Origin of the sequence: Phenylobacterium sp., from assembly GCF_965229015.1 — a bacterium.
In the GTDB taxonomy this organism is placed as follows: Bacteria; Pseudomonadota; Alphaproteobacteria; order Caulobacterales; family Caulobacteraceae; genus Phenylobacterium.
Map to the genome: position 1 here is coordinate 33,885 of NZ_CBDDIM010000002.1, position 22,248 is coordinate 56,132.

Below are 22,248 nucleotides of genomic sequence, written 5' to 3' on the forward strand. Positions count from 1 at the left end.
TAGGCGCCGAGACGTTCAACCCCCGGACGGGAAAGACTGCAGACCATGACCCTCATCGGTGAAACCGCGCCGGGCGCCGGCGGCGACCTCATCAAGGACGGCAGCGACGCGGGCTTCATGGCCGACGTCATCGAGGCGTCGAAGACCGTCCCGGTCATCGTCGACTTCTGGGCGCCCTGGTGCGGCCCCTGCAAGCAGCTGGGCCCCTCCATCGAAAAAGCGGTGCTGGCGGCCAAGGGCAAGGTCCGGCTGGTGAAGATCGACATCGACCAGCACCCGCAGTACGCGGGCCAGCTGCGGGTGCAGTCGATCCCCGCGGTCTTCGCCTTCTCCGGCGGGCAACCCATCGACGGCTTCATGGGCGCCCTGCCCGACAGCCAGGTGAAGCAGTTCGTCGACCGCATCGCCGGCCAGGCGCCGGCCAACGAGACCGACGAACTTCTGGCCATGGCCAAGGAGTCCCTGGAGCTGGGGGACCTGGGCGGCGCGGCCCAGGCCTTCGCCCAGGTGCTGCAGGGCGACCCCGCCAACGCCAAGGCCCTGGGAGGTCTGGCCCGGGTCTATCTGCAGGGCGGCGAGCCCGAGCGGGCCCGCGAGATCGCCGGCATGGCCCCGGAAGGCGCCAAGGACCCCGACCTGGACAGCGTGCGCGCGGCGCTCGCCCTGGCCGACGCCGCGCCGGAGGAGACCTCCGACCTGGAGAAGCGCCTGGCCGCCGACGCCAATGACCACCAGGCCCGCTACGAGATCGCCACGGCCCTGGCCGGCCGCGGCGCCTGGGAGGCGGCGTCCGATCACCTGCTGAAGATCATCGAGGCCGACCGCGCCTGGAACGACGAGGCGGCCCGCAAGCAGCTGATCACCATCTTCGAGGCCGCAGGCCCCGGTTCCGACGTGGCCCGGTCGGGGAGGCGGCGGCTGTCGTCGATCCTGTTCTCATGAAGGGCGAACGCGCCGTCCCCGGCGGCTACCAGAGCCCGGGCGACCTGCCGCAGGTGATCCCGGTCTTTCCCCTGGACGGCGCCATGCTGCTGCCCGGCGGGGAGCTGCCCCTGCGGATTTTCGAGCCGCGCTACCTGAACCTGATCGACGATGTCATGGCCGGCGACCGCATGATCGGCATGGTCCAGACCCGGCCCGGCGGCGAGCGGTCGCGGCCCAACCTGGCCCATGTCGGCTGCGCCGGACGCATCACCAGCTTCAACGAGACCTCCGACGGCACCTATCTCATCACCCTGACCGGGGTCTGCCGGTTCGAGGCCGGGGAAGAGCTGCCGGTGAAGACCCCCTATCGCCAGGTGCGCACCGCCTTCGCCCCCTTCTTCGGGGATCTGGCCGACGAGGAGGTCGATCCCGACGAGTTCGACCGCAAGCGGTTCGCCAAGGCGCTGAAGAAATACCTGAACCGCCGCGAACTGGACATCGACTGGGACACCGCCGAGACCGCGCCCCTGGAGAGCCTGGTCACCAGCCTGGCCATGGGCCTGCCCTTCGAGCCCCTGGAGAAACAGGCCCTGCTGGAGGCGCCGACCCTCATCGAGCGGGTGGACGCGCTCACCACCCTGCTGGAGATCGACGCCCTGGAAGACGGCGATGACGCCGGCCATTCCATGCAGTAGGGATGGCGCCATGACCCAGCCCCTCCCCGCCCTCACCGCCGAGATCGACCCGCGCCTGCTGGAAATCCTCGTCTGCCCGGTGACCCACGGGCCCCTGAGCTATGACCGCGACCGGAGCGAGCTGATCTCCAAGTCGGCCAGGCTCGCCTATCCCATCCGCGACGGGGTGCCGATCATGCTGCCCGAAGAGGCGCGCGAGCTGGCCGACTAGCTTCTCACCGGCTCGTTTCCCACGCCACCCGAGGCCTGGGCCTCAATCAGAACTCTTCCCATTCATTGCTTGAGGGCGCCGGGGCCATGGCCGCGGCCAGGCGGCCCTGGGCGCGGGCCACCGGATTGGCGGCCGGCGCATGGCGGCCCGGCTGGGCGACCACCGGGCGGGCGGCGGACCTGGCCTGCCGCTTCCCGGTCTGGAAGCGCGCCACCAGCTGGGTGAGGTCGTCGGCCTCGGAGCGCAGGCTGGAGGCCGCCGCCGTGGCCTGCTCCACCATGGCGGCGTTCTGCTGGGTGACCTGGTCCATCTGGTTGACCGCCGTATTGACCTGGTTGAGGCCGGTGGCCTGCTCCTGGGAGGACTGGGCGATCTCGGAGATCAGGGTGTCGATCTCGGTCACCCGGCTGACGATGGCGGTCAGGGCCTCGCCCGTCTCCCCCACCAGCCTGACCCCGCGCTCCACCTGGGAGGAGGAGGAGGCGATCAGGGCCTTGATCTCCTTGGCGGCCTCGGCGGACCGCTGGGCGAGCGCGCGGACCTCGGAGGCCACCACCGCGAAGCCCTTGCCGGCGTCGCCGGCGCGGGCGGCCTCGACCCCGGCGTTCAGGGCCAGCAGGTTGGTCTGGAAGGCGATCTCGTCGATGACGCTGATGATCTGGGTGATCTGGCCAGAACTCTCCTCGATCTCCCCCATGGCCGAGACCGCCTCATTGACCACCTCGCCCGAGCGGGCGGCGTCGGTGCGGGCGGTGGCGGCGGCGGTGGAGGCCTGCTTGGCGCCCTCGGCGCTGCGGCGCACGGTGGCGGTGATCTGATCCAGGGCCGCGGCGGTCTCTTCCAGGCTGGCGGCCTGCTGCTCGGTGCGCCGCGACAGGTCGTCCGAGGCCGTCGCGATCTCGTCCGAGCCGCCCTTGATGCCGTCGGTGGCGGTGGAGATGGCCCCCATGGCCTCCTCCAGGCTGTCGACGGCGGCGTTGAAGTCCTTCTTGATCTGCAGATACTGGCCGGTGAACTCCGCCTCGATCCGGGAGGTCAGGTCCCCCTGGGCCAGGCGCCCCAGATTGGCCGCCAGGGTGGAGACCACCATCGCCTGCTCGGCCTCGATCTTCTTGCGTTCGGCCTCGGTCATCACCCGCTCGTTTTCGGCGGCGGACCGCAGCTCCGTGGCCTCGGTCTCCAGGGCCCGGGCCCGCAGGCCGTTGTCCTTGAACACCTGAACCGCCTTGGCCATCAGGCCCACCTCGTCGCCGCGGGCCTGGCCGTCCACCTCGACCTCCAGGTCGCCGCCGGCCAGGCGCCCCATGCGCTCGGCCAGGCGGTTGAGCGGACCGGAGATCTTGCCGTTTCCGATCCAGATTCCGACCGCCAGGCCGGCGCCGATGCCGGCCACCGCCATGGCGATATTGGCGATCACCGTCCGGCTGCTGGCCGCAGCGAGGTCGGCGCTGATCTTTTCGTCGGCGGAGGCGGAGGCCTCGTTGAAGGCGCGCAGGTCCGAGGTCAGGGCCGCGATCTTGGGGTCGAGGGCCGCCATGACCGCGTTGGCCTCGGCCGACTGATTCTGCAGGCCCAGGGCGACGGCCTGGCCGCCCCCGGTCGCGATCTCCTCGGCCCGGGTCCGGAACTCGGCGATCTTGGGGGCGTCCTTCGGCTCCAGCTTGGCCGCCTTGTCGAGATTGGCCCTCAGCTTGACGACGGCGTCCTCGTAGGCGGCCTTGGCGGCCTGGGCCTCGGCGCCCGCGCCGTCATAGGCGATGGTGCGATAGGCGGCGTAGCCGATCTGGTTGACCTGCCGGTTGGCGCGCGAGAGCTCAAGGGCCGATGGCGCGCTGTGCTGGGTCAGGACCGCATAGGCCTTCTGCGTCTTCACCATCTGAAGGCTGCCGAAGGTGGCGCTGGCCGCAAAGGCGAGCGAGACCACCAGCAGGGCGGTCAGGATCTTGGCGGAGATCTTCCAGTTATCGAAAAACGTCATGTGGGGCCCTTGCACGCCTTCAGACCGTCGGCGCGCGGGGATGCGCGAACGGTCGGAAAGACGACAGATCGAGCGGGTTGGTATACGACGCGTTAATACTGGATAAGGACAAGTAAATTGGCCTGTGGCCTCTGTACCCGCCATGGGCGTGACCTGAACTGAGCCTGAGGTTGCAGGGCGCCGCGCACCACAATTCCAGGTGCGCCGATCCCGCATGGCCGCAGGGGCCTTTTCCGAAAACGGCAAAGGGTTTGTCGTCGTTGGGTCGGCCTCGAAGGACATCGGGGCTCGCTGGAGGGTCGCGGACGGAGCCGCCGGTCGGGCCCGCCCAGGGCGCGACATTGCGCCGCAAGGGCGTCAGGCGCGGGCGACCGCCAGCACCCGGGCCACGCTCTCCTCCACCGTCGGCGCGTCGCCGATCTCCAGGACGGGGCAGGTCAGGGTCGACAGCCAGGCGCGGTGGCTGGGCAGGCTGCGGCCGCCGTTGGAGCCGTCGTCATAGCCCCGCGACCAGGCCACGAACTTCGCGTGGATCTCGTGCATGTCGCCGCCGGGCAGGATCCGGTCGCCATAGCGGGCGCGTTCACGGGCCAGGCTGCGGGCCATGCGGATCTCGGGGTCGAGATAGAGGAAGACCACCAGGTCGAACCGGTCGGCCACCTCCAGCCCCCAGGACAACAGGGAGCCGGACAGCACCCAGGATTCGCCCTCCGGCACGGCGGCCTTCAACATCGCAAGCCGCTCCTCCTGCGGCCGTTGGGTGGTGAAGGGCGGCTCCGTGGGCAGCCAGAAGAAGGTGTCGCTGTCGTGATGCGGCGCGCCCATGGCCGCGGCCAGGGCGGCGCCGAGGGTGGTGGTCCCCGAGCCCGAGGCCCCGACGATGTGGATGCGCCGCGCGGTCATGGTCCCCTCCCCTCGCCATCCGATAGCGAGGGCTGCGCGGCGGCGCAATTGACAGACCACCCCCGCCCGCGCACCGTTCCGGCCTCATCTTCAGGTCGGGAGGCGGTTTCATGAAGGCTCGTTCGTCCACGCGGACCGCTCCGGGCGCCTAGCGCCCCTTCCAGCGTCCGCAGGTTTTCGCGCGCCGGCCGCCTCGAGCGGGCCCTGGCGCATGCCTGACACCTCGCGACGACGAGACATCATGACCGACATTCTCAACCGCTACGGAAGCCTCTGTGCGGAGATCTACGACCTCGACAAACCGGTCGGGTCGCTGTTCGACATCCCCTACTACCAGAACCGCCTGAAGCACCTGGAGGGCCCCATCCTGGAGGCCGCCGTGGGGACCGGCCGCCTGTTCATCCCCCTGCTTGAGGCAGGCCTGGACATGGTGGGGTTCGACCATTCCGCCGAGATGCTGGCGGTCTGCCGGCGCAACGCCCAGGCCCGCGGCCTGGCGCCGGTCCTGGCCCAGGCCAGGTTCCAGGACTTCGCCTTCGACCGAGCCTTCGCCGCCATCATCGTGCCGGCCAGCTCCTTCATGCTGGTGGATGACTTCGACGCCGCCCTGGCGGTGCTGGGGCGCTTCCACGACGCGCTCGCGCCGGGGGGCCTGCTGCTGGTGGACCTGCCCCCCATGAGCTTCCTCGAGGCTCCGGGCGGGGTGCGAAGCTGGACCGCCGCCAATGGCGACCTGCTGCGGCTGAATTCCCAGCGCGTCGAGACCGACCCTGTCGGCCAGAGGCGGGTCAATCACGACACCTATGAGCGGTGGCGCGACGGGCGGCTGCTGGAGAGCCAGCTCGAGCTGTTCGCCTACCGGGTCTGGGGGATGCGGGAGTTCCAGATGGCGCTGGCCGCCACGGGGTTCGCCGACATCGCCGTAAGCGCCAACTACCGGCCCGGCCGCGCCCCCAGGGCGGGCGACGGCATCCTCAACTTCGAGGCCCGAGCGCCGGACTAGAGGGCCTCGCCCCGCAGCAGCCGGGGCAGGTCCCCCAGGGCTCCGCCCGCGTCGTTCATGAAGAACCGGCGGGCGGGGCCGATGCGGTTGACCGCGGCCATGCCCGCCCCCCGCGCCAGACGCAGCAGGGGATTGTCGTTGGAGAACAGCCGCACGAAGAGGTCGCAGGCGGCCACCACCGAGATGTTGTCGAACCGCCGCCAGCGGGCGTAGCGCTCCAGCACCACCTCCGAGCCGATGTCCTCCCCCAGGCGGGCGGCGTCCACCAGCACCTCGGCCAGGGCCGCGGCGCCCTTCAGCCCCAGGTTCAGCCCCTGGCCGGCGATGGGATGGATGCCGTGGGCGGCGTCCCCCAGCAGGGCGGCGCGCGGCGCGCACATGCGCTCGGCCAGCTGCAGGGACAGGGGATAGGTGAAGACCGGCCCCATCACCTGGGCCTCGCCGAGCAGGGCGCCGAACCGGCGCTGCAGGTGGGCGTGGAACACCTCCGGGCGGGCCGATTTCAGGGCTTGGGCCTTGGCGGTGGGTTCGGTCCAGACCAGGCTGGCCCGGTCCTCGGTGAGCGGCAGGATGGCGAAGGGGCCGCCCGGCAGGAAATATTCGTGGGCCACGCCCTCGTGCGGGCGCGCCAGCTTCACCGTGGCCACCACGCCGGTCTGGGCGTAGGCCCAACCGAGGGAATTGATCCCGGCGGCGGCGCGCACCACCGAGGCGCGGCCCTCGGCGCCCACCACCAGGGGGGCGGTCAGGACCCGGCCGTCCTCCAGGGTGACCCGGGCGCAGTCGGTATCGAAGCTGACCTGGTCCACCCGGGCGGGGGCCAGGACGGTGATCTTGGCCTTCTCCACCGCCGCGGCCAGGGCGGCGCGGGAGCGGCGGTTCTCCAGCAGGTAGCCCAGGGGCTCGCCGTCGGAACGGTCGGCGATCTCGGCGGAGTCGAAGCGCAGGTAGAAGGGCGAGGGCTTGCCCACCGAGGCGCCGGGGCTGCGGCCGTCGGTCACCAGGATCTGCTCGATCCGCTGGGCGTGGGGCTCGATGTCCTGGGCCAGGCCCAGCGCCCGCCACTGACGGAAGCTGGCGTAGGCGATGGCCGAGGAGCGGCCGTCGAAGGTCGGCGCCAGCTGGGCGTCGAAGACGATGGGGTCGATCAGGATCGGGGTCAGGCCGCCCTGTTTCAGGGCCAGGGCCAGGGTGGCCCCGGCCATGCCGGCCCCGGCGATAATGACATCGGCGTCGAAGGTCTCGCTCATGGGCCGATATGCCGACGATCGGGCCGGGGCGTCCAGCCCCTCCACCGGGGCGCCTGTTTTTTGGACGGATGCGTCCATTTATCCGTTGCCAAGCTGGCGCGGCGCCTGTCTGCTGTTTCTTGGACCCGTGCGTCCAGGTTTGCGGGGGCTTCACCAATGGCTGGCTTGCCGAGATCCCGACTTGTCCCCCTCGCCGTGGGCGGAGTGGTGGCCCTGGCCCTGATCGTCGGCGGCGGTATCTGGTGGACCGGCAAGCAGCGCTACGAGTCCACCGACAACGCCTTCATCGCCGCCGACAAGGTGGTGGTGGCCCCCCAGGTGGACGGCTATGTCGCCCAGGTTCTGGTGGAGGACAACCAGAGGGTCGCCGCCGGCCAGGTGGTGGTCCGGCTGGACGCCGCCGCCCTGCAGGCCAGGCTCGCCGAGGCCGTCGCCAACGCCCAGGCCCTGGACGCCGCCGTGCAGGGGGTGGACGACAAGTCGGCCCTGGAGACCGCCATGATCGCCCAGAAGGCGGCCGGGGTGGATTCCGCCCACGCCCAGGCCCAGATGGCCGCCTCCGAGCTCAACCGCTATGGCGCGCTCGCCCAACAGGGCTGGGTCTCGCCGCAGCGGGCCCAGTCGGCCAAGGCCGCCGCCAGCACCGCCGTGGCCGGGGTCGCCCAGGCCCAGGCCACCCTGGAGGCCGAGCGCCGCGCCGCCGCGGCCCTGGGCTCGGCGCGGGCCCAGACCCTCGCCCAGGCCCAGGCCGCCCACGCCGCGGTCGACGCCGCCCGCATCGAGGTCTCCCGCACCGAGATCCGCGCCCCGGTCGCCGGGGTCGTGGGCGCCAAGTCGGTGCGGCCGGGCCAGTATGTCCGGCCAGGCTCGGCCCTGATGAGCATCGTGCCCCTCGGCCAGGCCTATGTGGTGGCCAACTTCAAGGAGACCCAGGTCTCGCGCCTGCGGGTCGGCCAGCCGGTGGAGATCCGCGCCGACGCTTTCGGCCGCCAGACCATTCGCGGCCACATCGACAGCTTCGCCCCGGCCACGGGGTCGGAGTTCGCCCTGATCCCGGTGGAGAACGCCGTCGGCAACTTCACCAAGATCGCCCAGCGCCTGCCGGTGAAGATCGCCGTCGACGCCAAGGAGCCCCTGGCCGGCGCCCTGCGGCCGGGCCTGTCGGTGGCGGTCAAGGTGGACGTGCGGCAGGACACCGGCCAGGGCTTCGCCGACGCCACGCCGGACACCGAGCTCGCCCGCCGCGGCGTCTCGCGCTAGGCGCCCGCCGTGGCCGACGCCGCCGCCATCGACCGCCCGCCGCAGCCGGCGCCCCCCGGCGGCCACCTGACCAAGGCCGGCGAGATCGACTGGCTGAAGGTCTTCCTGGGCTTCGGCGGCATGGTGATCGGCCAGTTCATGGCCGTGCTGGACGTCCAGATCGTCGCCTCGTCGCTCTCGCAGATCCAGGCCGGGGTCGGCGCCAGCTCCGACGAGATCAGCTGGGTGCAGACCATCTACCTGCTGGCCGAGGTGGTGATGATCCCGCTCACCGCCTACTTCTCCAAGATGTGGGGCACGCGGCCCTTCTTCATGGCCGCCACCGTGACCTTCGTCGCGGCCTCGATCCTCACGGGCCTCTCCACCACCTTCGAGATGATGATCGTCACCCGCGCCCTGCAGGGCCTGGCGGGCGGCGCCATGATCCCCCAGGTCTTCTCCGCGGCCATGACCGTCTTCCCCATCGAGCGCCGGGTGACCGCCAATGTGGTGGTGGGCCTGATCGTCACCCTGGCGCCCACGGTGGGCCCCACCATCGGCGGCCACCTGACCGAGGCCCTGGGCTGGCGGTGGCTGTTCTACATCAACGTCATTCCGGGCCTGCTCTCCCTGTTCCTGGTGGGCCGCTACGCCAATTTCGACAAGGGCGACCCCTCCCTGGCCAAGGGGATCGACTGGACCGGCCTGGTGCTGATGGCGGCCTTCCTGCTCAGCATGCAGTACGTGCTGGAGGAGGGCGCGGGCGACGGCTGGCTGAAGGACGACAAGATCCTCTGGCTCACCGTCCTGTCGGTGCTGGCCGGGGCGGCCTTCACGTGGCGGCAGCTGACCTATCGCCAGCCCATCGTCTCCCTGGCCCCCTTCACCGACCGCAACTTCGCGCTCGGCACGGTGATGAACTTCGTCTCCGGGATGAGCCTCTATTCCGGCACCTTCGTCCTGCCCCTCTACCTGGCCCAGATCCGCGGCTATTCCCCCGGTCAGGTGGGCACCACCATGCTGGTCTCGGGCCTGACCATGTTCCTGGCCGCCCCCATCGCGGGACGGGTGATCCGCACGATGGACCTGCGGATCGGCCTGGTGCTGGGCTTTTCCCTGGTGGGGATCGGGCTGGGCCAAGGTCTGCACGTCGGCGCCGACTGGGGCTTCAACGAGTTCCTGGTGCTGCAGATCTGCCGGGGCCTGGGGGCGATGATCGCCATGATCGCCGCCTCCCAGATGAGCATCTCCACCCTGCCGCTCACCCTGATGAAAGACGGTTCGGGACTGCTGAACCTGATCCGCAACATCGGCGGGGCCGTGGGCCTGGCCATGGTGACCACCATCCTGGCCCATATGAGCGCCGTCCACCTGGCCGAGCTCTCGGCCTCGCTGAACAGCGGCAGCCTCGAGGCCCAGACCATGATGACCCAGTTCACCGCCATGATGCAGGCCTCCGGCGCCCTGGATCCCGAGGGCGGCATGCGAAAACTGATGGGGATGATGCTGCGGCGCGAGGCCCTGGTCATGGCCTTCGCCGATGTCTTCATGTTCCTGACCGCCGGCTGCGTCGTCGCCATCGGCCTGGCCCTGCTGGCCAAGCCGGCGCCGGCCGTCCCGCAGACGCCCCCCGGCGGCGGGGGCCACTGATGCCGCGGATCGCCGGACAGATCGACCTGGCCAAGGGCGAGGCCATCCTGGACGCCGCCATCGGCGTCCTGGCCGAACGCGGCCTGGCCGCCTCCATGGAGGAGATCGCCCGCCGCGCCGGGGTCTCCAAGCAGACCATCTACAATCACTACGGCTCCAAGGCCGAGCTGATCGCCGCCCTGGTGGAGCGCCGGGTGACCGACATCACCGCCCCGCTGGAGATGCCCGGCGCCGACGAGCATCCCGAGGAGGCCCTGGCCGGCTTCGCCAGGATCATGCTGCAGGCCCTGGTCAATCCCCGCGCCACCGCCCTGATGCGGCTCTACATCCAGGGCGCCGGCGAGGCGCCGGAGGTGGCGCGCGCCGTGTTCGAGGCCGGGCCCAAGGCGTCGCGCGCCCGCCTGGCCGCCTTCCTGACCCGGGAGACCGCCGCCGGGCGCCTGGCCGCAGACGACCCGGCCCAGGCCGCGGAGTTCTTCGGCGGCATGGTGGCCGGCACCTACCAGCTGGCCGAGCTGCTGGGGGTCGACCGGGGTCTCACAGAGCCCCAGATCGACCACATCGCCGCCGAGGCCGCGCGGCGCTTCCTGCGGGCCTATTCGGTCTGAGAGAGGGGGCCACGGCCCCCACGACCCAACAGGTGTCATCCCGGAAAGCCCGCAGGGCTTGTCCGGGACCCAGATTCATCGATCTCTCCGGCACGCCCCGCGCATCTGGGTCCCGGCCTTCCGCGCTTCGCGCTGCAACCGGGATGACACGCGTTGAATTGGCGTCGCCTAAGCCTCCGCCCCGAAATCGTCGGGCAGGCCGATCATGTGGAAGCCGGCGTCGACATGGACCACCTCGCCGGTGGTGGAGCGGCCGAGGTCCGACAGCAGCCACAGCGCCGTCCCGGCCACGCCCTCCATGGAGGTGTCCTCCTTCAGGGCCGACATGGCGCGGCCCTGGGAGAGCTTCTCGCGGCCGCCGGCGATGCCGGCCAGGGACAGGGTGCGCATGGCGCCGGCCGAGATGGCGTTGACCCGGATCTTGCCGGGGCCCAGGTCGCGGGCGGCGTAGCGGGTGGCCGCCTCCAGGCCCGCCTTGGCCACGCCCATGGTGTTGTAGTTGGGGATCACCCGCTCGGCGCCCAGATAGGTCATGCAGATGATCGAGCCGCCGTCCGGCATCAGCCGCGAGGCGCGGCGGGCGCAGTCGACGAAGCTGTAAACCGAGATATCCATCGCCTGGAGGAAGCCCGCCCGGGTGGTATTCTCCACGAAGGAGCCCCTGATCTCGTCGCGGGGGGCGAAGGCGATGGAGTGGACGAAGAAGTCCAGGGTCCCCAAGGCCGCCTCGACCCCGGCGAAGGCCGTGTCCATCTGGGCGTCGTCGGTGACGTCCACCGGCAGGACGGTCGTGACACCGATCGAGTCGGCGAGCGGCTGGACCCGGCGCTCCATGCCCGGCAGGTGCAGGAAGGCCAGCTCCGCGCCCTGGGCGGCCAGCTGGGCGGCGATGCCCCAGGCGATCGACTGGTGGTTGGCGACGCCGATGACGACGCCCTTCTTGCCCTTCATCAGGTCGCCCCTGGGCAGGTCATAGTCCTCGGCCACGATCGCCTCCTCTACAGCTTGATCCGGTAGCCCACATGGCTCTGCTCGAACCCCAGCCGATCGTAGAACCGGTGGGCGTCGACGCGGCTCCTGTGGGTGAAGAGCTCCACGGCCTGGCAACCCCGCGCGCGGGCGGCGTCCAGGGCCCAGGCGATGAGCTGCGCGCCCAGGCCCTGGCTGCGCAGGGCGGTGTCCACGCGCACCCCCTCGAGAAGGGCCAGGTCGGCGCCCTGGTTGGAGAGGCCGGGGATGAAGGTCAACTGCAGGCAGCCCACGACGGCCCCGTCCAGCTCCGCGACGGTTAAGATATTACCGTCGCTGGCCTCGATCCGGTCGAAGGCGGCGTAGTAAGTCTCGGGCAGGGGCTCCTCGAACCGCTCGCGGCCCGAGCCCAGGGGATCGTCGGCCAGCAGCTGGACGATCCGCGCCACATCCTGCCGGCGGGCGGGACGGAAGAGCGGGGCGCCCAAGCCCCTAGACCCGCCCCATCACCAGGCAGCCGTTGGTGCCGCCGAAGCCGAAGCTGTTGGACATCACGGTCTCCACCTGCTGGTCCAGGCGCTTACGCAGGATCGGCAGGTCGGCGAAGGCGGGGTCAAGGTTCTCGATGTGGGCGCTCTCGGCCAGGAAGCCGTTGTTGAGCATCAGCAGCGAATAGATCGCCTCCTGGGCGCCGGCGGCCCCCAGGCTGTGGCCGGTGAGGGACTTGGTGGACGAGATGTAGGGCGCCTTGTCCCCGAACACCGAACGCACGGCCTCCATCTCCTTGAGGTCGCCCACCGGCGTCGAGGTGCCGTGCGGGTTCAGATAGTCGATCTTGCGGCCGCCGAGATCGGCCATGGCCAGGTTCATGCAGCGCGCGGCGCCCTCGCCCGAGGGGGCGACCATGTCGAAGCCGTCGGAATTGGCGGCGTAGCCGAGGATCTCGCCATAGATCTTGGCCCCGCGGGCCTTGGCGTGCTCGTACTCCTCCAGCACCACGATGCCCGCGCCGCCGGCGATCACGAAGCCGTCGCGGGCCGCGTCATAGGCGCGGCTGGCCACCGCCGGGGTCTCGTTGAAGTTGGAGCTCATGGCGCCCATGGCGTCGAAGAGCACGCTGAGGGTCCAGTCCAGCTCCTCGGTGCCCCCGGCGAAGACCACGTCCTGCTTGCCCATCAGGATCTGCTCGTAGCCGACCCCGATGCAGTGGGTGGAGGTGGCGCAGGCCGAGGAGATGGAGAAGTTCAGGCCCTTGATCTTGAACCAGGTCGACAGGGTCGCCGAGGGGCCCGAGCTCATGGCCTTGGGCACGGCGAAGGGGCCGACCCGCTTGGGACCACGGGTCTTGGCGGTTTCCGCCGCCTCGATGATGGACCGGGTGGAGGGGCCGCCCGAGCCGACGATCAGGCCGGTGCGCACATTGGAGACATCGGCCTCCTCGAGGCCCGAGTCGGCGATCACCTGCTCCATGGCGATGTGGGCGAAACCGGTGCCCTGGGCCAGGAAGCGGGCCGCACGGCGGTCCACCATGGATTCCCAGTCCACGTCGGGCTTGGCCTGGACCTGGCTGCGGAAGCCGAGCTCCGCATAGTCCGGGGCGAAGGAGATCCCCGACTTGGCCTCGTGCAGCGAGGCGAGGACCTCATTGGCGTTGGCGCCAATGGAGGAGACGATACCGATACCGGTGACGACGACGCGACGCATGTTTGCTCCCAGATCCGGACGGCTTTTACCGTTACCGTTGGTAGAGACCGACGCGGAGATCCTGCGCCCAGTAGATAGGAACCCCGTCCGCTTCCAGCACGCCGTCGCCGATCCCCATGACGAGACGGCGGTTGATGACGCGCTTCATCTGAATCTTGTAGGTGACCTTCTTGATGTTCGGGGTCACCTCGCCGCCGAACTTCACCTCGCCACAGCCCAGGGCGCGGCCGCGGCCCTTGCCGCCGATCCAGCCGAGATAGAAGCCCACCAGCTGCCACAGGGCGTCCAGCCCCAGGCTGCCGGGCATGACCGGGTCGCCGATGAAGTGGCAATCAAAGAACCAGAGGCCCGGATTGATGTCGAATTCGGCTTCGATGAAACCCTTGCCATGATCGCCGCCCTCGTCGGTGATCTTGGTCATGCGGTCGAACAGCAGCATCGGCGGCGCCGGAAGCTGGGCGTTGCCCGGCCCGAACATCTCACCGCGCGCGCACGCCATGAGATCTTCGAAGCTGTAGTTGTCCTTGGCCTTCACGCCCGTGGTCATGCAGTTCGCCTTCCGGCTTCAAAAGTGGGGTCAGGGCCTATCAGAGCCGGCCGCGTCGCTCAACGGCATTGCGGGCGGTCGTCGGTTCCCCAGAGTTCGGCGGCCGGGGCCCAGCCCGAGACGCCGTCGACGCGGACCTTGCACCAACCCTTGCTGTCGCACCGGACCAACGCGGCCAGGGCCCGGGCGTTCAAAATCGCGTGCACCGGGGCGTTGGCCTTGGGCCCGCCGCGCAGGGCCAGGGGGGCCGGCTTGATCCGCATCACCGTGCGCCGGCCGTCGGTGGTGCGCCGGTGAACCCAGGCCATGCCGTGCTCGGGATCGCAGATCCGGCGCCATTCGGTGTTCTCGGCCACCACCTGCACCGGCAGGTCGCGGGCGTGATAGACCCAGAGCAGGCGATGATCGTCCCCGGGGCCGGACCGCGCGTTCACCTCGTTGAATTTCAAGGAAACATAGCGGGGCACCGGGAAACCCGACGGCGTCGGACGGTCGGCGGCCGCCATCGTCTGGGCCGCGCCCAGGGCCCAGAACAGGGCCGCCGTCAAAAGCGGCGCCCACGCCCGCGCGCTCATCGCCGTTTCCGCCTCGCCTTGGCCGCTCATATGCCCTTTGCTAGAGGTTCATCTCACGACGCGCCAGTCACCCGCGCGCCGCACGCCCTTTTTCGAGTTCCGCGAAACCGCCCATGCCCGCCCGAAAGCCCAAAGTCATCGTCACGCGCAGGCTTCCGGATCCCGTGGAGACACGGCTGCGGGAACTGTTCGACACCCAGCTCAACCTGAACGACGAGCCCCTGGACCGCGCCGCCCTGATCGCGGCGGTGCAGACCGCCGACGTCATCGTCCCCACCATCACCGACAAGCTGGACGCCGACATCCTGTCCCAGGCCGGGGAGCAGTTGAAGCTGATCGCCAATTTTGGGGCCGGGGTGGACCATATCGACGTGGCCGCCGCCAATGCGCGCGGCATCAGCGTCACCAACACCCCCGGCGTGCTCACCGAGGACACCGCCGACCTGACGCTCGCCCTGATGATGGCGGTCTCCCGCCGCATCGTGGAGGGGGCCAATGTGGCCCAGGCCGGGGGCTTCACCGGCTGGGCGCCCACCTGGATGATGGGCCGGCGGATCTCCGGAAAACGGTTAGGAATTATCGGCATGGGCCGCATCGGCCAGGCCGTGGCGCGCCGGGCCAGGGCCTTCGGCATGCAGATCCACTATCACAACCGCAAGCCGGTCAGCCCCCGCATCGCCGAGGACCTGGAGGCCACCTACTGGGAAAGCCTCGACCAGATGCTGGCGCGGATGGACATCATCTCGGTCAACTGCCCGCACACGCCGGCCACCTATCACCTGCTGTCGGCGCGCCGGCTGAAGCTGATGCAGCCTCACGCCATCCTGGTGAACACCGCCCGCGGCGAGATCATCGACGAGGGCGCGCTCGCCGATCAGCTGGCCAAGGGCGAGATCGGCGGGGCGGGCCTGGACGTCTTCGAGTTCGAACCGGCGATCAATCCCAAGCTGCTCAAGCTCTCCAACGCCGTCCTCCTGCCCCACCTGGGCTCGGCCACGGTGGAGGCCCGCACCGAGATGGGCGAGAAGGTGATCATCAACATCAAGACCTGGATGGACGGGCATAAGCCCCCGGACCGGGTGCTGACCTCGATGCTCTAAGGGTCTTGACGGACTGGGCCCGGGCCTGAACCCTATCCTGGGTTGTTCGGGGGCTTTCTGTGATCACGAGACGTAGCGCGCTGGCGGCCGGCGCGGTCTTGCCTTGGCTGGGCGTCAGGGCGGCGCAGGCGGCCGCGCCGACGCCACCCACCCTCGAGGAACTGCTGCGCGGCGCAAGCGTGCTGGACGCCGCGCTGTCGCCGGACGGAGAGCGGGTCGCCATCCTGCGCAAGCAGACCGAGGGCAAGAAGGAAAAGGCCGTCGTGGTGCTGACCCGGGTGGACGGCTCGGCCGCGCCGGTCCGCGTGGTCATCGGCGAGCACGACGTCAAGACGGTGGAATGGGGCAGCAACGACCGCCTGCTGGTCACGATCAACATGTGGAAGTCGGCCTCGGGAGAGCCCTACGGCTTCAGCTTCTACGGCCTATTCCTGCCCTATCCGCTGCGCCGGATCATCGCCATCGGCGTGGACGGCTCCAATCCGCTCATGCTGTTCGCCGACCAGGCCAAGGTGCTCAGGTCGCAGTTCGATGTGTCCCGGGTGGTGGACTACATGTGGGACGATCCCCGGCACATCCTGATGCAGATCTGGGACGGCCGGCGCGAGGCCTGGTCCCTGCAGAAGGTGGACATGCACACCGGCCAGTCGGAGCTCGTGGAGCTGGGAGTCACCTCCACCGACTTCTGGCTGACCCAGCGGGGCGTGCCGATGATGCGCTTCGACTCCAACTCCCCGGGCACGGTCAGCATACAGGGCCGCGCCCCCGGCGAGACGGGATGGAAGCTGATCCGCAAGGCCCGAAGGAACGAACTCAAGAAGCTTCCGGACTTCGATGTCGCCGGCCCCACCCCCAAGCCCGGCGTCTTCCTGGTGTCCCAGGTGCGTGAGGGAGAAGATGCGCGGGTCCTGCGCACCTTCGACATCGCCACGATGCAGTTCGGCGAGGTGGTGGCTCAGCACCCGTCGCGGGATATCGAACTGGCGATCATCGACGAAGACCTGAAGCTGCTGGCCACCGCCTACCGCGAGGACCGCATCGAATACCAGTTCCTCGACCCGAAGCTGGCCGCCCACTTCCGGGGCGTGAACAGCTATTTCGGCAACACCTGCAACGTCCAGCTGTACGACATGAACCTGGCCCACACCCGGTTCCTGCTCAACGTCACGGGACCCAAGGACGCCGGCGCCTTCTACATGTACGACACCGGCAAGCGGGCCGTGGAGGCCATAGGCGACCGCTTCCCCTGGCTGCCGCCCGAGCGTCTGGCCGGCATGGAGGCGCTGAAGGTCAAGACCCGCGACGGCGCGTCCCTCACCGCCTATCTCTCGACACCGATCAATGCTCCCGGGGGGCCCCTGCCCATGCTGGTCATGCCGCACGGCGGGCCGGAGCTGCGGGACAACTACGACTATGACTTCATGGTCCAGGCCTTCGCCGCCCAGGGCTGGCTGGTCTTGCAGCCCAACTTCCGGGGGTCCGGCGGGCTCGGCCGCGCCTTCGCCGACGCCGGCCGCCGCCGATGGGGGGACCTGATGCAGGACGACGTCGAGGACGCCGTGGCCCACGTCGTCGGCCTCGGCCGCGCCGACCCCAAGCGGCTGGCGATCCTGGGCGCCAGCTACGGTGGCTACGCCGCCCTCATGGGGGCGGTCCGCAAGCCGGACCTCTACAAGGCCGCTGTTTCCATCGCGGGAGTCTCGGACTTGCCGACCCTGATGGCCACCAAGCGGCGGGAAGACGGCGCGGACTCGCTCTCCTACGCCTATTGGCTGACGACCATCGGCGACCCCAGGAGCGACCAGGCCACGCTCGTGCGCAGTTCGCCCGCCCGGCGGGCGGCCGAGATCAAGGCGCCGGTCCTGCTGATGCACGGCACCGAGGACAGCACCGTCCCGCCCAGCCAGTCGAAGACCATGGCCGACGCCCTGTTCGCCGCCGGCAAAGGCTGCGAATACGTGCCGTTGAAGGGCGAAGACCACAACGATTGGCAGGATTCGACCTGGACCACCGTGGTGACCCAGTCGGCCAAGTTCATCGCCAAATATATCTGATCGGGCGCTTCGGGCGCTCAAGGCCCGGGACTTGACGGCGAAGCTTCCGGCGACCAGCCTACCGAGAGTTGTCGGGGGGTTGGAAGATGATCACAAGGCGAGCGGCCCTGGCGGCCGGCATGGTTCCGCTCGTCCTGGCCAATGCGAGCCTGGCGGCCGACGCCCCGGTCCCGCCCAGTCTGGAGGCCCTGGTCCGTTCCCCCACCACCATCGGGGCGGCCCTGTCCCCCGACGGTGAGCAGATCGCCATCCTGCGGGAGCAGCGTGAGGGCGACGTCCGCGTGGCCTATGTGCATCTGATCCGCGCCGCCGATCCCAAGGCGCCGCCCCGGCGGGTGGTGGTGGGCGATCTTGATGTCTACGCCATCCAGTGGGCCAACAATGAGCGGCTGCTGATCTCCGTCGTGCTGAAAGCCGACGAGGACTATGTCCCCACCGGCAGCTTCATGGGGCGCAAGCTGAACATGAGCGTCCGGCGCCTGCTCTCGGTGGGCCTGGGCAATGAGCCGCCGGTGATGATGTTCGCCGCCCAGAAGGGCTACCTGCGGTACAATTTCGACGGGGGCCGCGTGATCGATCTCCTGCCCGACGACCCGGGCCACATCCTGATGGCCCTCTATCCGCCCGGCTCGGAGGCTCTCTGCCTCTACCGGGTGGACGTCCTCACCGGCGAGGGAACCCAGGTGGACCGGGGCGTCTCGGGGACCTTCCACTGGATGACCCAGGGCGGGAAGCCGGTGCTGCGCTGGGACAGCAACAACCGCGGCACAGCGGCCATGCTCTACTGGCGCGGCCCCCAGGACACCGCCTGGAAATTCGTGCGCCGCATGATCCTGAAGACGGAATGGCTCAAGCCGGACTTCGAGATCGTCGGGGCGTCGCCCACGCCAGGCGCCTTCTATGTGGTGACCCGGGGCGACACGGGCCAGGCCGCCGTCCTGCGCGAGTTCGACATGCGCACCCTGACCTATGGCGCCACCGTGGCGGAGCGGCCCGGCCGCGACATCGAGGACGCCCTGATCGACGACCAGCGCCGGTTCGTCGCCGCCAGCTATGTCGAGGACCGACTGGCCTATGTCTTCGCCGATCCGGCCCTGGCCAGCCATTTCCGCGGCATCGAGGCGTTCCTGGGCCGCAAGCAGAATGTGGGGCTCGTGGATATCAGCCGCGACCACAACCGACTGCTGATCCGCGCCAGCGGACCGGGGATGTACTCGCTCTACTGCCTCTATGATCTGGCCGCCAGAAAGCTGAGCCCCCTCTCGCTGGGGAAGCCCTGGCTGACCGAAGGAGCCCTGGCCACGGTCGAGCCAATGGACGTGACGACCCGGGACGGGACCACCATCCGGGCCTATCTCACCGTGCCCCGCGCCGCGGGTCCCCGGCCCCTGGTGGTGATGCCGCACGGAGGACCCGAGGTTCGCGACGGCTATGACTACGATCTCTACGCCCAGGCCTTCGCCGCTCAGGGCTGGTTGGTGCTGAAACCCAACTTCCGCGGCTCGGGCGGCTATGGCCGCGCCTTCGCCCAGGCCGGGGAGGGCCACTGGGGCGACCGCATGCAGGAGGACGTGGAGGACGCCGTGGCCCAGGTCCTGGCTTCGGGCCGCGCCGATCCCAAGCGCGTGGCCATCTGCGGCGCCAGCTATGGCGGCTACGCCGCCCTGATGGGCGCCGTGCGGCGGCCCGAGCTCTATCGCGCGGCCATCTCCATCGCCGGGGTCAGCGATCTGCCGGAGATCCTGGAGGACGAACGTCAGGACGGCCTGGATTCGCCGATCTACCAGCTTTGGGTGCGGCGGATCGGCGATCCGAAGACCGACGCGGCGCGGCTGGCGGCCGCGTCCCCCCGCCGGCGAGCGGCGGAAATCAAGGCGCCGGTGCTGCTGATCCACGGCCTGGACGACACGGTGGTGGCGGTGGCCCAGTCACGGATGATGGCCCAGGCCCTGAAGGGCGCGGGGAAGTCGTCGGAACTGGTGACCCTGCGCGACGCCGGGCACAGCGGCTGGGAGCCGGAGATGGAGCTCGACGTGCTCAAGCGGTGCGTGGCCTTCCTGGGCAAGGCCTTGGCCTAGGGCGTGTCAGCCCGGAGTGGACGCGGCGGGCGCCCGTCACGTCCGAAGTCCATGCCCCCCACAGACCTCGCAGTCGGGATCGGCGCCGATCCTGACGGTGCGGGTCTCGGCCGACAGGGCGTCATAGATCAGCAGCCGGCCGGCCAGCGGATCGCCGGCGCCGGTCAGGATCTTGATGGCCTCGAGCGCCATCATCGAGCCGACGACCCCGGCGAGCGCCCCCACCACGCCCACGGCGGAGCAGGTCTCGGCCTCGGGGGGGATCTCCGGCACCAGGCAGCGATAGCAGGGGGCGCGCCGGAACACGCCCACCTGGCCGGTCCAGCGGCCGATGGCGCCGGAGACCAGGGTCACGTGCTCGGCCACGCAGGCGGCGTTGACGGTGAACCGAGTGGCGAAGTCGTCGGTGCCGTCCAGCACCAGGTCGCAGCCGCGGACCAGGGCGCGCGCATTGGCCTCTTCAAGGTGAACCGGGACACGCTCGACGTGGACGTGGGGGTTGAGCGCCTGCAGCCGGTCGGCGGCCGCCTCCACCTTGCAGCGGCCGACATCGCCCTGCGAATAGATCACCTGCCGCTGCAGGTTTGAGACGTCGACCTTGTCGGGGTCGACCAGGACCAGGGTCCCGACCCCTGCGGCGGCCAGGTAGAGGGCGGCCGGCGCGCCGAGCCCGCCGGCGCCGACGATCAGCACTCGGGCCGCCTTCAGCCGCTGCTGGCCCGGTCCCCCCACTTCGCGCAGCACCAGGTGGCGGGCGTAGCGCTCGACCTCGTCGTCGGAAAAACTCATCGTCCTTGACCTAGACCCTTCGCCTGCTCACATCGGCCAGCATGACACAGGCTGACCCGACCAACTTCCCCGACTGGCATGGGACCACCATCCTGGCCGTACGCAAGGACGGACAGACCGTCATCGCCGGCGACGGACAGGTGTCGATGGGCCAGACCATCGTCAAGGGCAATGCGCGCAAGGTGCGCAAGCTGGCCGGCGGCAAGGTGATCGCGGGCTTCGCCGGCGCCACCGCCGACGCGCTGACCCTGATCGAGCGGCTGGAGGCCAAGCTGGAGCAGTATCCCGACCAGCTGGCCCGGGCCTGCGTCGACCTGGCCAAGGACTGGCGCACCGACCGCTATCTGCGGCGGCTGGAGGCCATGCTGCTGGTGGCCGACAAGGACAATATCTTCACCGTCACCGGGGCCGGCGACGTGCTGGAGCCGGAAACCGGGGTGGCGGCCATCGGTTCGGGAGGCAACTACGCCCTGGCCGCGGCCCTGGCCCTGATGGAGACCGACCGCACCGCCGACGACCTGGCCCGCCGGGCCATGGGGATCGCCGCCAGGATCTGCGTCTACACCAACGGCAATCTGACCGTGGAAGTGCTGTAAGAGCCCGTCATCCCGACCAAGGGCCGCAGAGCCGGGCGCTCCGCCCGGGATGACTTGGTTGGGTTCTGTCCAATCCTTCACTTGAGGGTTGATGGAGCAGGGGCCTAGCTACGGCGAAAAGCTGGGGAGCTTCCGCCAATGTCCAAAGTCGCCCTCTTCGCCCTGCTGGCCCTGGCCGCCACGCCAGCCCTGGCCGCCGACCCCGCCCCGGTGGTGGCCGCCGAGCGGGCCTTCGCCGTCGACGGCCTGGCCCTGGGTATCCGCGATTCCTTCCTCAAGCATTCGGCCCCCGAGGCGATCCTGTTCGCCCCGGGTGTGCGCAAGGTCCACGAGCTGTTCCCGTCCCGCCCCGCCGACCAGGGCGGCCCGCCCCTGGTGTGGTGGCCCCTGTGGGCGGGGATCGCGCGGTCCGGCGACCTCGGCTTCACCACCGGCCCCTCGACCTATGACGGCAAGCCGGGCGCATACTATTTCACCGTCTGGAAGAAACAGGCCGACGGCGGCTGGAAATGGGTCTTCGATGGCGGCGCCCCCTCCAGCACCGCCGGCGCCCTGCCCCAGGGGTCGCCGCCGGCCTATCTGCCGGTCTCCACCACCAAGGGGAAATATCCCGAGTCCGCCTTCGCCGATGTGCGCAAGGCCGAGGCGGCCTTGAACGCCGCCGTCCGGACCGACACGGCGGCGGCCTATAAGGCGGTGCTGGCCGCCGACGGCCGGGTGGTGGGCTCGCCCGCCGCGCCCGGCAATGGCCCGGCCGCCCAGGCCGCCGAACTGGCCACCCGCCCCGCCCAGATGACCTTCGGCCCGACCCTGGGGGGCGAGGCCTCGGCGGCGGGGGACCTCGCCTGGACCTATGGCGAGGCGACCTGGGTGCGGGACGGCAAGGACCGCCAGGGCCACTATGTGCGGGTCTGGCAATTGCGGCCCAAGGGCTGGGTCCTGGTGTTCGACGAGATCCTGGCCTCGCCGCCCAAGACCTAGCGCTTCTTCCTGGCGGCGCGGGCCGCGGCGGCGGCGTCATCCTGTTCGATCCGCCGCGCGACGATGTCGGCCACCAGCTCCGGCGGCAAGGGTTTCTCCGGCTGGAAGCGGATGGCGCCCTTGCTGGTCTGATAGCCGGTCAGGCGGTCGGCGAACGCCTCCACCTGGCCGCCGGGGTAGAAGCCGCAATGGCCCTTGGCCGCCGCGAACCAGACCAGCACCCCGTGCCGGCGCACCGCCGGCATGCCGTAGCTGATGCACTCGACGGCGTCCGGGGCGGCGGCGAGGATCTGGCGGCGCAGGGTCTGCAGGGCCTCGCGCTGGGCTTGCGGCAGGGTGGCGAGGTAGGCGTCGGTATTGGCGGGGGCCGGCATTTCGGGTCTCCAGTCTTCGC

Annotated in this window: 22 protein-coding genes; 12 read left to right on the forward strand and 10 right to left on the reverse strand. The window is 70.0% G+C overall.

What is annotated here, in order from left to right; translation table 11 throughout:
• Positions 1-45: 45 nt before the first annotated feature.
• The 3 genes from ACO06I_RS16350 to ACO06I_RS16360 are packed head-to-tail and all read left to right on the forward strand — an operon-like array spanning position 46 to position 1,830.
• The gene (locus ACO06I_RS16350) at positions 46-942 is read left to right on the forward strand and encodes a tetratricopeptide repeat protein (protein WP_421933680.1); all 897 of its coding nucleotides are present in this window, start codon (positions 46-48) and stop codon (positions 940-942) included.
• Positions 939-1,619: an LON peptidase substrate-binding domain-containing protein gene (locus tag ACO06I_RS16355; RefSeq protein ID WP_421933681.1), complete on the forward strand. Its 681-nt coding sequence runs from the start codon at positions 939-941 to the stop codon at positions 1,617-1,619. The genes ACO06I_RS16350 and ACO06I_RS16355 overlap by 4 nt, the downstream gene beginning before the upstream one ends.
• 10 nt (positions 1,620-1,629) lie before the next feature.
• Complete coding sequence (locus tag ACO06I_RS16360; protein WP_421933682.1) at positions 1,630-1,830, forward strand: Trm112 family protein; 201 nt, start codon at positions 1,630-1,632, stop codon at positions 1,828-1,830.
• A 46-nt stretch (positions 1,831-1,876) separates the two neighbouring features.
• Here ACO06I_RS16360 and ACO06I_RS16365 read toward each other — a convergent pair whose 3' ends face one another.
• Both ACO06I_RS16365 and ACO06I_RS16370 read right to left on the reverse strand, forming a co-directional pair.
• A complete protein-coding gene (locus ACO06I_RS16365; protein ID WP_421933683.1) occupies positions 1,877-3,808 on the reverse strand; it encodes a methyl-accepting chemotaxis protein in 1,932 nt (643 codons plus the stop codon).
• 357 nt (positions 3,809-4,165) lie between these two features.
• Complete coding sequence (locus ACO06I_RS16370; RefSeq protein WP_421933684.1) at positions 4,166-4,711, reverse strand: hypothetical protein; 546 nt, start codon at positions 4,709-4,711, stop codon at positions 4,166-4,168.
• Between the two features lie 241 nt (positions 4,712-4,952).
• Here ACO06I_RS16370 and ACO06I_RS16375 point away from each other — a divergent pair, with 241 nt between their 5' ends.
• Positions 4,953-5,714 (forward strand): class I SAM-dependent methyltransferase, encoded by a 762-nt coding sequence (locus tag ACO06I_RS16375; protein ID WP_421933685.1) that lies wholly within the window; start codon positions 4,953-4,955, stop codon positions 5,712-5,714.
• Here the strand turns inward: ACO06I_RS16375 and ACO06I_RS16380 are convergent.
• Positions 5,711-6,964, reverse strand: a complete 1,254-nt coding sequence (locus ACO06I_RS16380; protein WP_421933686.1) for a UbiH/UbiF/VisC/COQ6 family ubiquinone biosynthesis hydroxylase — start codon at positions 6,962-6,964, stop codon at positions 5,711-5,713. The genes ACO06I_RS16375 and ACO06I_RS16380 overlap by 4 nt on opposite strands.
• A gap of 156 nt (positions 6,965-7,120) precedes the next feature.
• Between ACO06I_RS16380 and ACO06I_RS16385 the strand changes: the two genes are divergently transcribed.
• From ACO06I_RS16385 to ACO06I_RS16395, 3 genes are read left to right on the forward strand one after another with little or no spacing between them, the layout of a single operon-like run.
• Positions 7,121-8,224 carry an HlyD family secretion protein gene (locus ACO06I_RS16385; protein ID WP_421933687.1) on the forward strand — a complete coding sequence of 368 codons (1,104 nt, stop codon included), beginning with the start codon at positions 7,121-7,123 and terminating at the stop codon, positions 8,222-8,224.
• A 9-nt stretch (positions 8,225-8,233) separates the two neighbouring features.
• A complete protein-coding gene (locus ACO06I_RS16390; RefSeq protein ID WP_421933688.1) occupies positions 8,234-9,853 on the forward strand; it encodes a DHA2 family efflux MFS transporter permease subunit in 1,620 nt (539 codons plus the stop codon).
• On the forward strand, positions 9,853-10,461 hold the full coding sequence (locus ACO06I_RS16395; RefSeq protein WP_421933689.1) for a TetR/AcrR family transcriptional regulator: 609 nt from the start codon (positions 9,853-9,855) through the stop codon (positions 10,459-10,461). Before ACO06I_RS16390 ends, ACO06I_RS16395 begins: the two co-directional genes overlap by 1 nt.
• A gap of 168 nt (positions 10,462-10,629) precedes the next feature.
• On the opposite strand, the gene ACO06I_RS16400 is transcribed toward ACO06I_RS16395, so the two are convergent.
• The 5 genes from ACO06I_RS16400 to ACO06I_RS16420 are packed head-to-tail and all read right to left on the reverse strand — an operon-like array spanning position 10,630 to position 14,256.
• Positions 10,630-11,448, reverse strand: coding sequence for an enoyl-ACP reductase FabI (locus tag ACO06I_RS16400; RefSeq protein ID WP_421933690.1), 819 nt, complete (start codon positions 11,446-11,448; stop codon positions 10,630-10,632).
• An 11-nt stretch (positions 11,449-11,459) separates the two neighbouring features.
• A complete protein-coding gene (locus tag ACO06I_RS16405; protein ID WP_421933691.1) occupies positions 11,460-11,918 on the reverse strand; it encodes a GNAT family N-acetyltransferase in 459 nt (152 codons plus the stop codon).
• 4 nt (positions 11,919-11,922) lie between these two features.
• Complete coding sequence (gene fabB, locus ACO06I_RS16410) at positions 11,923-13,134, reverse strand: beta-ketoacyl-ACP synthase I (RefSeq protein WP_421933692.1); 1,212 nt, start codon at positions 13,132-13,134, stop codon at positions 11,923-11,925.
• Between the two features lie 31 nt (positions 13,135-13,165).
• Positions 13,166-13,681: a 3-hydroxyacyl-[acyl-carrier-protein] dehydratase FabA gene (fabA, locus tag ACO06I_RS16415; RefSeq protein ID WP_421933693.1), complete on the reverse strand. Its 516-nt coding sequence runs from the start codon at positions 13,679-13,681 to the stop codon at positions 13,166-13,168.
• A 59-nt stretch (positions 13,682-13,740) separates the two neighbouring features.
• Complete coding sequence (locus ACO06I_RS16420) at positions 13,741-14,256, reverse strand: SH3 domain-containing protein (RefSeq protein ID WP_421933694.1); 516 nt, start codon at positions 14,254-14,256, stop codon at positions 13,741-13,743.
• A 113-nt stretch (positions 14,257-14,369) separates the two neighbouring features.
• Here ACO06I_RS16420 and ACO06I_RS16425 point away from each other — a divergent pair, with 113 nt between their 5' ends.
• The 3 genes from ACO06I_RS16425 to ACO06I_RS16435 all read left to right on the forward strand — a co-directional run bounded on the left by ACO06I_RS16425 (position 14,370) and on the right by ACO06I_RS16435 (position 19,488).
• The gene (locus ACO06I_RS16425) at positions 14,370-15,356 is read left to right on the forward strand and encodes a 2-hydroxyacid dehydrogenase (RefSeq protein ID WP_421933695.1); all 987 of its coding nucleotides are present in this window, start codon (positions 14,370-14,372) and stop codon (positions 15,354-15,356) included.
• 59 nt (positions 15,357-15,415) lie between these two features.
• A complete protein-coding gene (locus tag ACO06I_RS16430) occupies positions 15,416-17,410 on the forward strand; it encodes an alpha/beta hydrolase family protein (protein WP_421933696.1) in 1,995 nt (664 codons plus the stop codon).
• Between the two features lie 86 nt (positions 17,411-17,496).
• On the forward strand, positions 17,497-19,488 hold the full coding sequence (locus ACO06I_RS16435) for an alpha/beta hydrolase family protein (RefSeq protein WP_421933697.1): 1,992 nt from the start codon (positions 17,497-17,499) through the stop codon (positions 19,486-19,488).
• A gap of 36 nt (positions 19,489-19,524) precedes the next feature.
• On the opposite strand, the gene ACO06I_RS16440 is transcribed toward ACO06I_RS16435, so the two are convergent.
• The gene (locus ACO06I_RS16440) at positions 19,525-20,277 is read right to left on the reverse strand and encodes a HesA/MoeB/ThiF family protein (RefSeq protein WP_421933698.1); all 753 of its coding nucleotides are present in this window, start codon (positions 20,275-20,277) and stop codon (positions 19,525-19,527) included.
• A gap of 41 nt (positions 20,278-20,318) precedes the next feature.
• On the opposite strand from ACO06I_RS16440, the gene hslV reads away from it, so the two are divergent.
• On the forward strand, positions 20,319-20,873 hold the full coding sequence (gene hslV / locus ACO06I_RS16445; RefSeq protein WP_421933699.1) for an ATP-dependent protease subunit HslV: 555 nt from the start codon (positions 20,319-20,321) through the stop codon (positions 20,871-20,873).
• Positions 20,874-21,011: 138 nt separating this feature from the next.
• Entirely contained in the window at positions 21,012-21,854 is an 843-nt protein-coding gene (locus tag ACO06I_RS16450) for a DUF4440 domain-containing protein (RefSeq protein WP_421933700.1), read from the forward strand.
• Here the strand turns inward: ACO06I_RS16450 and ACO06I_RS16455 are convergent.
• A complete protein-coding gene (locus ACO06I_RS16455) occupies positions 21,851-22,228 on the reverse strand; it encodes an iron chaperone (protein ID WP_421933701.1) in 378 nt (125 codons plus the stop codon). The genes ACO06I_RS16450 and ACO06I_RS16455 overlap by 4 nt on opposite strands.
• Positions 22,229-22,248 lie beyond the last annotated feature (20 nt).

What these genes read in the sequence shown, in the direction of transcription:
- ACO06I_RS16380 (WP_421933686.1), bottom strand. Translation starts at nt 6,964, where the DNA reads ATGAGCGAGACCTTCGACGCCGATGTCATTATCGCCGGGGCCGGCATG.
- ACO06I_RS16420 (WP_421933694.1), bottom strand. Translation starts at nt 14,256, where the DNA reads ATGAGCGCGCGGGCGTGGGCGCCGCTTTTGACGGCGGCCCTGTTCTGG.
- hslV (WP_421933699.1), top strand. Translation starts at nt 20,319, where the DNA reads ATGACACAGGCTGACCCGACCAACTTCCCCGACTGGCATGGGACCACC.
- ACO06I_RS16365 (WP_421933683.1), bottom strand. Translation starts at nt 3,808, where the DNA reads ATGACGTTTTTCGATAACTGGAAGATCTCCGCCAAGATCCTGACCGCC.
- ACO06I_RS16455 (WP_421933701.1), bottom strand. Translation starts at nt 22,228, where the DNA reads ATGCCGGCCCCCGCCAATACCGACGCCTACCTCGCCACCCTGCCGCAA.
- ACO06I_RS16375 (WP_421933685.1), top strand. Translation starts at nt 4,953, where the DNA reads ATGACCGACATTCTCAACCGCTACGGAAGCCTCTGTGCGGAGATCTAC.
- ACO06I_RS16360 (WP_421933682.1), top strand. Translation starts at nt 1,630, where the DNA reads ATGACCCAGCCCCTCCCCGCCCTCACCGCCGAGATCGACCCGCGCCTG.
- ACO06I_RS16425 (WP_421933695.1), top strand. Translation starts at nt 14,370, where the DNA reads ATGCCCGCCCGAAAGCCCAAAGTCATCGTCACGCGCAGGCTTCCGGAT.
- ACO06I_RS16350 (WP_421933680.1), top strand. Translation starts at nt 46, where the DNA reads ATGACCCTCATCGGTGAAACCGCGCCGGGCGCCGGCGGCGACCTCATC.
- ACO06I_RS16355 (WP_421933681.1), top strand. Translation starts at nt 939, where the DNA reads ATGAAGGGCGAACGCGCCGTCCCCGGCGGCTACCAGAGCCCGGGCGAC.
- ACO06I_RS16395 (WP_421933689.1), top strand. Translation starts at nt 9,853, where the DNA reads ATGCCGCGGATCGCCGGACAGATCGACCTGGCCAAGGGCGAGGCCATC.
- ACO06I_RS16435 (WP_421933697.1), top strand. Translation starts at nt 17,497, where the DNA reads ATGATCACAAGGCGAGCGGCCCTGGCGGCCGGCATGGTTCCGCTCGTC.
- ACO06I_RS16440 (WP_421933698.1), bottom strand. Translation starts at nt 20,277, where the DNA reads ATGAGTTTTTCCGACGACGAGGTCGAGCGCTACGCCCGCCACCTGGTG.
- ACO06I_RS16370 (WP_421933684.1), bottom strand. Translation starts at nt 4,711, where the DNA reads ATGACCGCGCGGCGCATCCACATCGTCGGGGCCTCGGGCTCGGGGACC.
- fabB (WP_421933692.1), bottom strand. Translation starts at nt 13,134, where the DNA reads ATGCGTCGCGTCGTCGTCACCGGTATCGGTATCGTCTCCTCCATTGGC.
- fabA (WP_421933693.1), bottom strand. Translation starts at nt 13,681, where the DNA reads ATGACCACGGGCGTGAAGGCCAAGGACAACTACAGCTTCGAAGATCTC.
- ACO06I_RS16385 (WP_421933687.1), top strand. Translation starts at nt 7,121, where the DNA reads ATGGCTGGCTTGCCGAGATCCCGACTTGTCCCCCTCGCCGTGGGCGGA.
- ACO06I_RS16450 (WP_421933700.1), top strand. Translation starts at nt 21,012, where the DNA reads ATGTCCAAAGTCGCCCTCTTCGCCCTGCTGGCCCTGGCCGCCACGCCA.